The 13,437-nt window shown below is 63.3% G+C and carries 13 protein-coding genes; 4 read left to right on the plus strand and 9 right to left on the minus strand.

Translation table 11 applies throughout. The features are described from left to right. Nucleotides 1-43: 43 nt before the first annotated feature. Together IG197_RS12030 and IG197_RS12035 are read right to left on the minus strand one after the other, a co-directional pair. Nucleotides 44-994, minus strand: coding sequence for a sugar-binding transcriptional regulator (locus tag IG197_RS12030; protein WP_067954795.1), 951 nt, complete (start codon nucleotides 992-994; stop codon nucleotides 44-46). A gap of 135 nt (nucleotides 995-1,129) precedes the next feature. Continuing rightward, the gene (locus tag IG197_RS12035; RefSeq protein ID WP_192319024.1) at nucleotides 1,130-1,567 is read right to left on the minus strand and encodes an OsmC family protein; all 438 of its coding nucleotides are present in this window, start codon (nucleotides 1,565-1,567) and stop codon (nucleotides 1,130-1,132) included. Between the two features lie 403 nt (nucleotides 1,568-1,970). Between IG197_RS12035 and IG197_RS12040 the strand changes: the two genes are divergently transcribed. The 3 genes from IG197_RS12040 to IG197_RS12050 are packed head-to-tail and all read left to right on the plus strand — an operon-like array spanning nucleotide 1,971 to nucleotide 6,825. Beyond that, nucleotides 1,971-3,920, plus strand: a complete 1,950-nt coding sequence (locus IG197_RS12040) for a PrkA family serine protein kinase (RefSeq protein WP_067954797.1) — start codon at nucleotides 1,971-1,973, stop codon at nucleotides 3,918-3,920. A gap of 22 nt (nucleotides 3,921-3,942) precedes the next feature. Next, a complete protein-coding gene (locus IG197_RS12045) occupies nucleotides 3,943-5,259 on the plus strand; it encodes a YeaH/YhbH family protein (protein WP_192319027.1) in 1,317 nt (438 codons plus the stop codon). Between the two features lie 9 nt (nucleotides 5,260-5,268). After that, nucleotides 5,269-6,825 carry a SpoVR family protein gene (locus IG197_RS12050; protein WP_192319029.1) on the plus strand — a complete coding sequence of 519 codons (1,557 nt, stop codon included), beginning with the start codon at nucleotides 5,269-5,271 and terminating at the stop codon, nucleotides 6,823-6,825. A 7-nt stretch (nucleotides 6,826-6,832) separates the two neighbouring features. Here the strand turns inward: IG197_RS12050 and IG197_RS12055 are convergent, their stop codons facing one another. After that, nucleotides 6,833-7,558 (minus strand): copper homeostasis protein CutC, encoded by a 726-nt coding sequence (locus IG197_RS12055; protein ID WP_192319032.1) that lies wholly within the window; start codon nucleotides 7,556-7,558, stop codon nucleotides 6,833-6,835. Then, a complete protein-coding gene (locus tag IG197_RS12060; protein ID WP_192319035.1) occupies nucleotides 7,551-8,465 on the minus strand; it encodes an ROK family protein in 915 nt (304 codons plus the stop codon). The genes IG197_RS12055 and IG197_RS12060 overlap by 8 nt, the downstream gene beginning before the upstream one ends. An 83-nt stretch (nucleotides 8,466-8,548) precedes the next feature. Here IG197_RS12060 and IG197_RS12065 point away from each other — a divergent pair, with 83 nt between their 5' ends. Beyond that, the gene (locus IG197_RS12065) at nucleotides 8,549-9,547 is read left to right on the plus strand and encodes a LacI family DNA-binding transcriptional regulator (RefSeq protein WP_192319038.1); all 999 of its coding nucleotides are present in this window, start codon (nucleotides 8,549-8,551) and stop codon (nucleotides 9,545-9,547) included. Nucleotides 9,548-9,594: 47 nt separating this feature from the next. Here the strand turns inward: IG197_RS12065 and IG197_RS12070 are convergent, their stop codons facing one another. From IG197_RS12070 to IG197_RS12090, 5 genes are read right to left on the minus strand one after another with little or no spacing between them, the layout of a single operon-like run. Beyond that, entirely contained in the window at nucleotides 9,595-10,392 is a 798-nt protein-coding gene (locus IG197_RS12070) for a transporter substrate-binding domain-containing protein (protein ID WP_192319041.1), read from the minus strand. 20 nt (nucleotides 10,393-10,412) lie between these two features. Next, a complete protein-coding gene (locus IG197_RS12075; protein WP_067954815.1) occupies nucleotides 10,413-11,336 on the minus strand; it encodes an isoaspartyl peptidase/L-asparaginase in 924 nt (307 codons plus the stop codon). A 1-nt stretch (nucleotide 11,337) separates the two neighbouring features. Further along, a complete protein-coding gene (locus IG197_RS12080; protein WP_192319044.1) occupies nucleotides 11,338-12,069 on the minus strand; it encodes an amino acid ABC transporter ATP-binding protein in 732 nt (243 codons plus the stop codon). Next, nucleotides 12,070-12,741 (minus strand): amino acid ABC transporter permease, encoded by a 672-nt coding sequence (locus tag IG197_RS12085; RefSeq protein ID WP_067954820.1) that lies wholly within the window; start codon nucleotides 12,739-12,741, stop codon nucleotides 12,070-12,072. It lies immediately after the preceding gene. Further along, nucleotides 12,741-13,412, minus strand: a complete 672-nt coding sequence (locus IG197_RS12090) for an amino acid ABC transporter permease (protein ID WP_192319046.1) — start codon at nucleotides 13,410-13,412, stop codon at nucleotides 12,741-12,743. The genes IG197_RS12085 and IG197_RS12090 overlap by 1 nt, the downstream gene beginning before the upstream one ends. Nucleotides 13,413-13,437: the final 25 nt, after the last annotated feature.

Here is a 13,437-nt window from a genome sequence, read left to right on the forward strand (position 1 = left end):
GCGCACTGAAGCGCGGCACCGGGCAATTCGGAAAAGGACGGTGCTAGCCGGCGAGCAGTGCCGCCGCGGTGCGCTCGTCGGTGATCAGTCCGTTGACGAGGCGGCGGGTGACAGCGGCGAGGATGCCTGGCAGCTTGCGCTCGCCCATGGCCAGCGCCACCACCAGCGAGCGCTCGCGCGACGGCAGCGGTGCCGAGGCGACGCGGTCATTGGTGATACCTTCGATCAGCTTGCCGTCGCGGTCGAAGGCCCAACCGACGATCTCGCCGACGGCGCCGGCCTTCTGCAGCGCCTTGAGCTCGGCCTCGGTGATGAAGCCGTCTTCATAGAGCGGCGCCTGTGGGCCCATGTCGCCTACGCCGACGAAGGTGACGTCGGCCTGGGCGGCAAGCGCCAGCGTCGGCTGGATAAGTGGCTGGCCATGCAGCATGCGACGCTCGTCGGAAGACGAGGCGATCGCCGGCAAAGGCATGGGAAAGCTGCGCGCCTTGATGGTGTCGGCCATGGTGAAGATGACGTTGTAGAAGGCGGCCGAACCGTCCGGCGAGATATTGCCAGTCAAAGACACCACCTTGTGCTGCGGACACTCCATCGGCGGCAGTTGCTCGATCGCAGCCTTCAGCGTGCGGCCGGTGCCGATCGCCATCACGATCGGCTCGGGCGAACGCAGCCACTTCTCGATCTCGGCGGCCGCGGCCTGCGCGATGCCGATGGTCGTCGACGACGAATCCGGATCGCTTGGCGTGACCTCGACGAGGTCGAGCGCGAATCGCGAGCGAAGCTTGGCGGCAAGATCGAGGCAGTTGGCGATCGGATGGTCGACCCGAACCTTGATCAGGCCTTCCGACATGGCGAGCGACACCAGCCGTTGCGCGGTCTGGCGCGAGACGCCGAGCTTGGTTGCGATCTGGTCCTGGGTGTTGCCGGCGACATAATAGAGCCAGCCGGCGCGGGCTGCCTCGTCGAGCCTTGGGTTTTCGCTCCGGGAACTCATGCGTCACGCCTCTTCATCTGACGAGGCAGTTTCGCAGGGTTTTCGGGAATGCGCAATTGCCCTGAAATCGCGCATTTGCTCGGCATCAATTCTGGACAGAACGCGGCAGCCACGGCCACGCCCAGTCGGCGCGGGTCAGTCGGCGCTGGCCGGCGCGGAGGTGTCGACGACCTCGAAGTCATGGGTGATGACGGCGGACTTGGCGAGCATCGCCGAAGCCGAGCAGTATTTCTCGATCGACAGGTTGACCGCGCGCTCGACCTTGGCCGGCGCAAGGCCACGACCCTTGACGACGAAATGCATGTGGATGCGGGTGAACACTTTGGGGTCGGTGTCGGCGCGGTCGGCATCGAGCTCGACGGAGCAGTCCTCGATCGCCTCGCGGCCCTTTTCCAGGATGTGGACGACGTCATAGGCCGAGCAGCCGCCGGCGCCGATCAGCATCAGCTCCATCGGGCTCGGACCAGGCGTCTCGCCACCCGGTTCCTTGGAGGTCCCGAGCACGATCTTGTGCCCGCTGCCCGACTGACCGACGAAGGTGCTATCCTCAACCCATTTGATGCGTGCCTTCATGACGGCGATCCTTCCCTGCAAAAACGTTCCGCGACTGCGGTCAACGTTCATAGCCGGATGCCGGCCGGAGCGTCGAGTACTTGGCCATGAGTGGGAGGCCTTTTGAGCCGGAAAAATCGTCGCGGACGACGATCCGAAACTTGTCCTGCCGAGCGACCGTGTGTTCGAGAGGCTGCGTCGCGTGCAGCCGAAAGTTGAGACGAAAGCCCTGTCGAGTGCCCGTGGAATCCGGCGTTGACCGAGGCAGATCGAAGCCCGCGCCGCGCCACAATTCGACGCATGCAAACTAAATCTTCGATCACGACATTCTGTGCGGAACTTTGCCTGTTCAGGGAAGTTGAGAGGAAGGCAAAAGGTCGAAGTGGTGTTACACTCCCACCGTCTTCGGCATTGTGAGGGTGCCATGCAAACACGTGAAAACGACGTCTTCAATCTCTTCTCGGAAATCTACAGCAGTCAGACGACCGAGGAGATGAGCCTCCAGCAATATCTTCTCGCCTGCCGCGACCAGCCTTCCATGTACGCCACGGCAGCCGAAAGAATGGTCGACGCGATCGGCGCGCCGACGTTGATCGACACCAGTGCCGACCCGCGCATGGGCCGCATCTTCGCGAACCGAACAATCAAGGTTTATCCGGCGTTTGCCGAGTTCTACGGCATGGAAGACACGATCGAGCGCATCGTCGGCTACTTCCGCTATGCCGCCCAAGGGCTCGAGGAGCGCAAGCAGATCCTCTATCTGCTCGGCCCGGTCGGCGGCGGCAAGTCGTCGCTCGCGGAGCGGCTGAAGAAGCTGATGGAGGAGCGGCCGATCTACACGCTCAAGGTCAACGGCCAGCTCAGCCCGATATTCGAATCACCTCTCGGCCTGTTCCATCCCGAACGCATGGCCGGCCTTCTCGAGGACAAATACGGCATCGCCCGACGCCGGCTGACCGGCCTGATTTCGCCATGGGCCGCCAAGCGGCTCGAAGAAATCGGCGGCGACGTCTCCAAGTTCTCCGTCGTCAAGCTGATGCCGTCCAGGCTGCGGCAGATCTGCATCGCCAAGACCGAGCCCGGCGACGAGAACAACCAGGACGTGTCGGCGCTTGTCGGCAAGGTCGACATCCGCAAGCTCGAGAATTTCAGCCAGGCCGATCCCGACGCCTACTCCTACAGCGGCGGCCTCAACCGGACGACGCAAGGGCTTCTCGAATTCGTCGAGATGTTCAAGGCGCCGATCAAGGTTCTGCATCCGCTCCTGACCGCGACCCAGGAAGGCAACTACAACGGCACCGAAAGCTTCGGCGCCTTCCCCTACCAGGGCATCGTGCTGGCGCACTCCAACGAGTCCGAATGGCTGCAATTCAAGAGCAACAGGAACAACGAGGCCTTCCTCGACCGCATCCTGGTGGTCAAGGTGCCCTATTGCCTGCGCGTCACCGAAGAGCGCCAGATCTACGAAAAGCTGCTGCGCGAGAGCGAACTGGTGAGCAATCCATGCGCACCCGAAGTGCTCGACATATTGAGCCGCTTCACCGTTTCGACACGGCTCGCCGAACATGAGAACTCGCCGCTCTATACCAAGATGCGTGTCTATGACGGCGAGAACCTGAAGGACGTCGATCCCAAGGCGAAGTCGATGCAGGAGTATCGCGACGCCGCCGGCGTCGACGAAGGCATGAACGGCGTCAGCACGCGCTTTGCCTTCAAGGTGCTGTCGGAGACGTTCAACTACGACACCAAGGAGATCGCCGCCGACCCGGTGCATCTGATGTATGTGCTCGAACAGGCGATCAAGCGCGAGCAGTTCCCGGGCGAGATTGAGTCCTCTTACCTGGATTTCATCAAGTCGGAGATCGCGACACGTTATGCCGAGTTCATCGGCCACGAGATCCAGAAGGCTTATCTCGAATCCTATAGCGAATACGGCCAGAACCTGTTCGACCGCTATATCGCCTATGCCGATGCCTGGATCGAGGACCAGGACTACAAGGACCCCGACACCGGCCAGATCCTCAACCGCGGCATCCTCGATTCCGAGCTGTCGCAGATCGAGAAGCCGGCCGGCATCGCCAACCCCAAGGACTTCCGCAACGAGGTGGTGAAGTTCACGCTGAGGGCACGGGCCAAGAACAATGGTCGCAACCCGTCCTGGACGAGCTACGAGAAGCTGCGCGAGGTGATCGAAAAGCGGATGTTCGGCCAGGTCGAGGACCTTCTGCCGGTGATCAGCTTCGGCGCCAAGCGCGACAGCACCACCGAGAAGCAGCATGCTGAATTCGTCGAACGCATGACCGAACGCGGCTACACGCAGCGCCAGGTGCGGCGCCTCGTCGATTGGTACATGCGGGTCAACAAGGCAGGCTGACCGGGAGCGAGCGGGGACCGAAATGCCGAACTTTATCGATCGGCGCCTCAATCCCAAGGACAAGAGCCTTGGCAACAGGCAGCGTTTTCTGAGGCGCGCCCGGGACGAGTTGAAACGGGCGATCAACGAGCGGGTCAGGTCCGGAAAGATCGACGCGGTGGGGGAAGACCAGGTCATCCCGATCCCGCGCAAGGGGATCGGGGAGCCGACCTTTCAACGCGCACCACATTCGGGCCGCCGAGAGGAGGTCCTTCCCGGCAACAAGACGTTTGGCACCGGCGACCGCATCCCGCGCCCAGCCGCCGGCGGCGGCAAGGGGTCGGACCCATCGTCCTCGGGCGACGGCGAGGACGATTTCAATTTCGTGCTGTCGCGTGAGGAAGTGCTCGACCTGTTCTTCGAGGACCTCGAACTGCCCGATTTGGTCAAGCTCAACCTCAAGGAAGTGGTGACATTCCGGCCGCGCCGGGCAGGTTTCACGATGAGCGGCAACCCGACGAGCATCAGTGTCGGGCGCACCATGTTCAACAGCTTCGGCCGGCGCATCGCGCTGCGGCGGCCGCGGCAGGCCGAGATCGACGCGGTCGCGGCGGAGCTCGCCAAGCTGGAGGGTGAGAGGCGGCCAAGCGCCGCCATTCTGCAACGCATCGCGGCCTTGCGCGAGGAGCTTGCAACACTCGCGCGGCGGCGAAAGCTGATCCCCTACATCGACCCCATCGACATCCGCTTCAACCGGTTCGAGCCGCAGCCGGTGCCCAATGCCAATGCCGTCATGTTCTGCCTGATGGACGTCTCGGGCTCGATGGGCGAGCGCGAGAAGGACCTTGCCAAGCGCTTCTTCGTCTTGTTGCACCTGTTTCTCAAGCGGCGTTACGCCAAGACCGACATCGTCTTCATCCGTCACACCCATGAGGCATCGGAGGTCGACGAGGATACCTTTTTCTACAGCACCCAGAGCGGCGGCACCGTCGTTTCCACCGCCCTCGACGAGATGCTGCGCGTCATCCGTGAGCGCTATCCGGCCAAGGAGTGGAACATCTACGCCGCCCAGGCATCCGACGGCGACAACATCCCCAACGATTCAGAAAAGTGCGTGTCGATCCTCGACAGCACGCTGATGCGGCTCTGCCAGTACTACGCCTATGTCGAGATCATCGACGAGCGCGAAAGCGAGATGTTCCGCCACGCCGACAACGGCACGTCATTGTGGAATGCCTACCGCGAAGTCAGCGCCGAATGGCCGAACTTCGAGATGACACGCATTGCCAAGCCGTCCGACATCTATCCCGTCTTTCACGAGTTGTTCGCCAAGGCGCCAGCCCCGGCCAAACGCGGATGAGGATGCAAGTTGGAAAAACGTTCGAAACAATTGCCGCTGCTGTTCACCAGTTCCGACTGGAACTTTGACGACCTGTCGCGCGCCTATGACGCGATCCGCGAGATCGCGGTCAACGAGCTTCGCCTCGACTTCTACCCCAACCAGATCGAGGTGATCTCGTCCGAGCAGATGCTCGACGCCTATTCTTCGATCGGCATGCCGCTGATGTACCAGCACTGGTCCTTCGGCAAACATTTCGTCCACGAGTCCAACCTTTATCGCAAGGGGCGGATGGGACTCGCCTATGAGCTGGTGATCAACTCCAATCCCTGCATCACCTATCTCATGGAAGAAAACACCATGGCGCTGCAGACGCTGGTCATCGCGCATGCGTCGTTCGGGCATAATCACTTCTTCAAGAACAATTACCTGTTCCAGCAATGGACCGACGCTGGCGCAATCCTCCCTTATATGGAGTTTGCCAAGAGCTTCATCGCGCGTTGCGAGGAACGCTACAGCCCGGCTGCCGTCGAGGCCGTGCTGGATGCAGCGCACGCGCTGATGCCGCAGGCCGTGTTCCGCTACCGCCGCCGTCCGCGCCTGTCGGTCGAGCGCGAGCGGGCACGCATTCGAGAGCGGCTGGAGCACGAAGAGCGCACCTTCAGCGACCTGTGGCGCACCCTGCCGCAAGCGGCCGAGGCAGAAGCCCCGCGCGAGGTCCAGACCGACATGTCGGAACGGCAGTCGGCAATCGAGTATCCCGAGGAGAACCTGCTCTACTTCCTGGAGAAAAACAGCCCGGTGCTCAAGCCCTGGCAACGCGAGATTCTGCGCATCGTCCGGGTCATCGCGCAGTATTTCTACCCGCAGCGGCAAACCAAGGTGATGAACGAGGGCTGCGCCACCTTTGTCCACTACACAATCATGAACAGCCTCTATGACAAGGGCCAGATCAGCGAAGGCACCATGCTGGAGGTGCTGCAGAACCATTCCAACGTCGTGTTCCAGCCGCATTTCGACGACCCGCGCTATGGTGGGCTCAATCCCTATACGCTGGGCTTCAACATGATGCGCGACATCCAGCGCATCTGCACCGAACCGACGGCGGAAGACCGCGACTGGTTCCCCGACTTCGCCGGTAATGGCGACTGGTGCGGCACACTGCTCGACGCCTGGGCGACGCACCGCGACGAATCTTTCATCCGGCAGTTCCTGAGCCCGGCGCTGATCCGCGACATGCGGCTGTTTTCGCTGCAGGAAGAATCGTCGGACCCCTATTACGAGGTGACGGCGATCCACGACGAGCGCGGTTACGAACGCGTGCGTTCGAGCCTCGCCAACAGCTACGATGTCGGCATGACCCAGCCCGACATCCAGGCAGTGGATGCCGACCTCAAGGGCGACCGCAAGCTGCGCATCAAGCACACAGTGCACAATGGCGCGACGCTGGTCGAGGAGACGCGCAACGAGACGATACGCTACATCCAGCGGCTCTGGGGCCATGAGGTCAGCCTTGTCGGTGTCGATGCCCAGACCGACAAGGTACTCTACGAGGTCTCGTCCAAGGAATTGGGCGAGAAGGCCTGAGCCTACCCTACGCCAGTGCCGCCTTCATCCTGCGCACGACGCCTGTGTCGGTGTGCTTTGGCCGGAGCGCGACAAAGCCGAGTTCCAGCGCCTTGTCGGCGGGTGCGTCTGATGCCACCGAGCAGGACGAGTGGATTTCGCGCAGCGGCAGCCGCGCCTTGATCGCGCCGACAGTGTCGAGATTGACGCCGGATCCCGGCATGATGACGATGCGGCCTTGCGCATGGTCGAAGCACCTAGCCAGCGCGTCGAGCCCCTTCAATGCCGTGGCTTCGCCGCCCGAGGTCAGGATGCGCTCGAAACCGAGAGCGACGGCGAGCTCGACCGCCTCGCTGAAGTCAGGCCCGGCAAGGTCGAAGGCGCGATGCAGCGTCATGCCGAGCCCCTTGGCCTGGCCGGCCAGGCGCGTAAGTAACTCGTGGTCCAGCGAACCGTCCGGCCTGTTGGCGCCGAGCACGACACCCGCCAGCCCGGCGGCACGCACCGCGTCGATGTCGGCCAGCAGGGTAACAACATCCGCATCGTCAAAGACGAAGGCACCGGGGCGGGTGCGGATCATTGCATAGACCGGGATCGGCGCCTGGGCGGCAAGCGCCATCAGGCCGGGCGACGGCGTGAGGCCGCCGGTTTCGAGCGCCGCGCACAATTCGATGCGGTCGGCACCGCCTTCAATCGCCGCAGCCAGGCTTTGCGGGCTGTCGACGCAGACTTCGAGACGGATTTTCTCAGACATTGGCGAGCTCCTGGAAACCGACGGCTGCGGCGCCGATGAGGCCCGGTTCGGTGGTCAAGGCGGCCTTGACCACCAGTGGTCCCTGCGCACGCCGCAGCGTGCGGCTGCGCACCTGGTTGTCGAGCGCCTCGATCAGCTCGGGCACGTTGGACAGGCCGCCACCAACGGGAACGATTGACGATCCGATGATGTTCATGGTCAGCGCCAGCGGAACGCCGACGAGCTCGAGATAGATGCCCATGGTGCGGCGCGCCTTCGGCTCCCCTTCGCGCCAGCGGTCGATGACCTCGGTGCTCGACAGCGCGTCACCGCACAGGAAATGATGCAGCTTCTCGACCCCGCGCGCCCCGCCAATGGTGTCGACGCAGCCGACCTGGCCGCAGCCGCAGGCGAAATGCGGGATGTCGACCGGCGGCGTGCCGACCCTTGTGGCAAGCGCCTGGCCGTGGCCCCATTCGCCGGCGTAACCGCCAGCACCGGTGACCAAGCGCCCGTCGATGACCAGGCCGCCGCCGACGCCGGTTCCAAGGATGATGCCGAAGACATTGCGATGGCCGCGCCCTGCCCCTTCAGTCGCTTCCGCCATGGCAAAACAGTCAGCATCGTTGGCGATCCACACCGGCAGGCCGATCTCAGCCTCGAGATCGGCGGCGATGATGCGGCCGTCGACGCAAGGGATGTTGGCGCATTTCAGGCTGCCGGAGGCCGGGTCGACGACGCCGGCGATCGAAATGGCAACGCCCCGTGTTGCGCCGCGATCCAGCGCGACCCGATCGGCGATGATTGCGGCGAAGGCGGCGAAGTCGTCGAGCGGTGTCTTCACTCGGTCGATGATCTCGATTTCACCGGCCGAGCGCGCACGCGCGCTTTTTATCGTTGAACCGCCAATGTCGAAGCAGGTAAGCATGAAATCAGTTCCCGGATGGATGAATGCTGCGGGACGTCTGGCCAAGGCGCCCGAATTCAAGACGACAACTCGCAAAGGCACTTATGGACAGTTCGCGCAAACGACGCACCTCGCCGACCATCGCCGATGTCGCCGAGCTGGCCGGCGTGTCGCGCGCGATCGCCTCGCGGGCGCTGTCGAGCGAAAGCCGACCCGTCTCCGCCGACAAGCGCGCGCGTGTGCTTGAAGCAGCAGACAAGCTCGGCTTCAAGCCCAATCTTCTGGCGCGCAGCCTGACCACCAAGACGGTCAACCTGATCGCCGTCATCGTCAACCACATCCACGACTTCTCCGACCTCGACCTGTTCGATCTCCTGATCAGCGACATCCAGTCGATCGGCAAGCAGGTGATCTTCCTGCGCGTCGGCTCGGTCGAGCGCATCGAGGAATTCCTGCGCAACGGCGTTGCCTACCATGTCGATGCCGCACTGGTGTTTTCCGACTTCGCCGACGCCGCAAGCGTGCGCAAGATGTTCCGCAGCGACGACGTTCTGATGCTCAACGGCATGCATGACGGCTCGTCCCCTTCAGTCGTGCCCGACGAGGCAACCGGCATAGCCGGTGCCGTCGCCGATGCCGCGGGCAAGGGTGTTGCGACCGCAGCGCTTGTCACCGGCCGCGTGTCCTCGCCGGTCGAGCAGCAGCGCATCGCCAACTACAAGGCCGAGATGGCCAAGCGCGGCATAAGGCTGGTTGCCGAACTGCGCGGTGACTACTCCTACCAGAGCGGCCGCCACGTCGCGCTGTCGCCTGAATGGCCAACGACCGACGCGGTGTTCTGCACCTCGGATGCGATGGCCATGGGCATCATGGACGTCCACCGCGATGCCTTTCCCGGCAACAGGCCAGAGCGCTTCCGCCTCTATGGCTTCGACAATCTGTCGCTGACCGATTTCGAGGCCTACCCGATCTCGTCGATCGGTTATGACAAGAAGACCTATGTCGGCGAAATCCTGCGCTTCCTGGCGACGCCGGAGCAGTTTGGCAACGGCCATGCCGAGGTGACGGTGCCGACCTTCTTCGTGGCAAGGGCAACGTCCTGAATGCAAAACGGGCAGGCTTCCCGCCTGCCCGCTGCCTCAGCCCTGTCTTACCAGAGCGGGGTCAGTGCCGGCGGGTTAGCTGTTTCGCCCCACCACTTCTTGTAGTTGGTCTCATAAGCGCCGCTCTGGATGTAGTCGGAGACGAACATGTCGATCCAGCGGACGAAGCCCTCGTCGCCCTTGGCGACAGCGATGCCGATCGGGTCGTTGGAGTGCAGGCCGGGCAGCGTCACCAGGTTCTCGTTCTTGGTGGCGAGATAGTCGAGCAGCGAGGAGTCCTCGATGGCCGCGTCGACCCGCTTCTGCTGCAGCAGCAGCACGCCTTCCGGCGAGAAGTTGTCGGTATAAACGAGCTCTGCCTGGGGTGCCGCATTCTTGATAAAGGTCTCGCCGGTCGAGCCGCGGCCGACGACGATCTTCTTACCGGCGAGGCCTTCCAGCGAGGTGATGCCGGCGTCCTTCTGGACGATGATGCGCAGGCCGGCGCGGTTGTAAGGGATCGAGAAATCCACCGATTTGGCGCGCTCGAGCGTCGCCGAGGTGTTGGCAACCGCGATGTCGATCTGGCCCGACACCAGCATCGAGATGCGGGCGTCGCCCGACACGTCGACGAATTCGACCGGCACGCCGAGCTTCTCGGCGAGCTGGGTGGCAACGTCGACGTCATAGCCGACCGGGTTGTTCTGGGCGTCGCGGAAGCCGATCGGCTCGCCGCCAAGCGACACGCCGATGCGCACGGTGCCGCGCTCGCGGATCTCATCGATCTTGCCGGCCTGGGCAGCACCGGTGGCCGCAAGGCCCACGGCCAGGGCCATGCCGGCGAGTTTCGTGATCAGGTTCTTCATATTCCCTCTCCCTCGGGTTGTTAGGATGTGAACGGTTCGGCGAAGCGATGTTCCGGTTCGGGCAAATCGGTGTCCCAGAACCAGTATTTGATCTGCTCTTCGCAATTCAGGCTGACGACCTTGTGGTTGCCCTTGGCGTCGAGCGCGTGGATGACGACGCCGGCCAAGAAGCCGTCCTTCAGCTCGCGCAGCTCGTCGATGGCAAGGGCTATGGCCTGCTCCAGCGAATGACCGAGGCGCATGGCGAGCACGATGGTGCGCGCGGTGCCGCAGCGCATGGTCATCTCGCCGGTATGGGTGCAAGCGGCGGCGCCGAAACGGCTGTCGGCGTAGAAGCCGGCGCCTGGGATCGGCGAGTCGCCGAGACGGCCGGGATATTTCCACGCCCAGCCCGACGTCGAGGTCACGACATTGAGCCCGCCAAGGCTGTCCTTGGACAGGAATACTGTGGTGTCGCGTACCCGTTCGGGGTCGGTGATGGTGCGGCTGAGCGGCGCGAGCGCGATGTCGGGGAACTTCGCCAGCTCCTCCGGCGACAGTTCCTTTTCGAGCCGCTGCCACCAGACACGCTTGCTGTCTTCGTAGAGCGTTTCGTCGACGCCGAAGCCGATCTCGGTGGCGAAGCGGCGGGCGCCGTCGCCGGTCAGCATGACGTGCGGCAGCCTCTTCATCACCTCATGGGCGAGCGCTGCCACCGGGATGGTGTCGGGCACCGCACCGACCGAGCCCACTTCGCGCGTCGTGCCGTCCATGACGCCGGCGTCGAACTCCATGCGGCCGAGCATGTTCGGCCAGCCGCCGAAGCCGACCGAACGGACCTTGACCTCGCGCTCGACCTCGCTGATGCCGGCAACCATGGCATCGATGCCGTGGCGGCCAGCCTTCAGAAGTTCGACGCTCTTGGAGAAGCCGGGCCAGGCCTCGGAATTGGCAAGCAGGATCATTTCAGTCTTTACGCATCTTGGAGAGGAACTGGGCCACGCGCGGCAGGGCCATGCCCGTGGCGGAGAAGAAATCTTCGGTCGGCAGGTCGGCGATGAGCTGGCCCTTGTCGAGGAAAGCAATGCGCGACGAAATGGAGCGCGCAAACGCGATCTCGTGGGTGACGAAGACCATCGTCGTGCCGCCCTTGGCGAGATTGGCCAGGATCGACAGCACCTCCGACGTCATCTCGGGGTCGAGCGCGCTGGTGACCTCGTCGAGCAGAAGATAGCTCGGCTTCATCGCCAGCGCCCGGCAGATGCCGACGCGCTGACGCTGGCCGCCTGACAGTTGGGAAGGATAGGCGTCGGCACGCTCGGAAAGCCCGACTGAATTCAACAGCTCGCGCGCCTCTGCCTCGGCCTGCTTGCGCGGCACCTTCAGCACCTCGACCGGGGCAAGTGCCACGTTCTGCACCGCAGTCATGTGCGGATAAAGATTGAACAGCTGGAACACGGTACCCGAACGCTTGCGCGCCTCGGCAAGCTCGCGCGGCTTGGAGACGTCAAAATTGTCGACAGTGATCTTGCCGGCGTCGATCTTCTCCAGGCCGTTGATGCAGCGGATCAGCGTCGACTTGCCCGAGCCGGACGAGCCGAGCACCGAGACGACCTCGCCCTGGCGGATCTCGAGGTCGATGCCGTTGAGGACGGTGGCGGCGCCGAAGGATTTGCGCAGGCCGGTGATGCTGATCATTTACAGACCCTTCCAGGCGGTATGGGCGCGAAGCCGCTTCTCGAAGCGCGCGCCGGCATAGGTCACCAGCTTGGCGGTGAGGTAATAGAGCAGGCCTACGGCGGTCCAGACGATGAACGGCTTCAGCGTGCGCAGGTTGAGAATGTTGCCGACCTTGGTCAGATCCATCACGCCGATGACCGAGATCAGCGAGGTGACTTGCAACTGGTTGACCAGAAGGCCGGTCAGCGGCCCGATGGCAAAGGCTGTCGCCTGCGGCGCGATCACCCGGCGCAGGATCTGCCAGCGCGTCAGGCCGAAGACCCGCGCGGCCTCGATCTGGTCGCGACCGACCGACTCGATGGCCGAAACGGCGATGACGTAGATGAAGGCGGCACTGTTGCCCGAGAGCGTGATGACGGCGGCTTCGGTCGGCGTGACGTTGATCTTGAGGAACGCCGGCAGGCCAAAGAACACCAGGAACAGCTGCACCAGGACAGGCGAATTCTTGAGCAGCTCGGCAACGAAGGTGACGAGCTGCATCAGCACCGGCACGCGGTAGAAGCGGACCACCGCCCATGCGGTGCCGATGACGAGGCCGATCAGCGTGGTCGAGACGAACAAGGCCAGCGAAACGCCAAGACCCTGCAGCAGCAGAATGATGTCGAACGGCGTGAAATCCCCGTAGCGCATCAGACGGCTCCCTCTTCCTGGTGACGGTTGAGGTAGCGGTGCAGCATGCCGATCAGGATCGAGACGGCATAGGTCAGCGCGGCGTAGGCGACGAGCAGGACAAAATAGACCTCGAACGGACGGAAGGTGTTCGATGCGACGATCTTGGCCGAGCCGGTCAGTTCGTTGAGCGTGATCGTCGACAGGATCGACGAAGTCAGGATCAGGTTGATGAAGACCGAGCCCAAAGGTCTCACCGAGGCGCGCAGGGCAATCGGCAGAATGATCTTGCGGAAGATTGTGATCTTCCTCAGGCCGCTGACCTGCGCTGCCTCGATGACGCCCGGGTCGATTGCCAGGATGCCCGAGCGGATGACGTCAGAGGTGAAGGCGCCGCCGGCGATCGACAGCGCGACGACGCCGGTGGTGAAGGCGTCGATGTAGATGCCGATCTCGGGCAGGCCGAAATAGAAGAAGAACAGCTGCACGATGAACGGGATGTTGCGGAAAATGTCGATATAGACGGCAGCCACCCGATTGAGCAGCGGCGAGGCCGAGGTGCGCATTGCGCCGACGACGAGACCCAGCACCAGCGAGCCGAGGACGGCAAGCGTGCACGCCTGCAACGTCAGCCACGCCCCTTCCAGCAGGAAGGGGATATGCTTGGCGAGGATCGACAGGTCGAACTTCAAGCGGCATGTTCCCCAAAAGTGAAAC

This window comes from Aminobacter sp. SR38 (genome assembly GCF_014843375.1).
GTDB lineage: Bacteria > Pseudomonadota > Alphaproteobacteria > Rhizobiales > Rhizobiaceae > Aminobacter > Aminobacter ciceronei.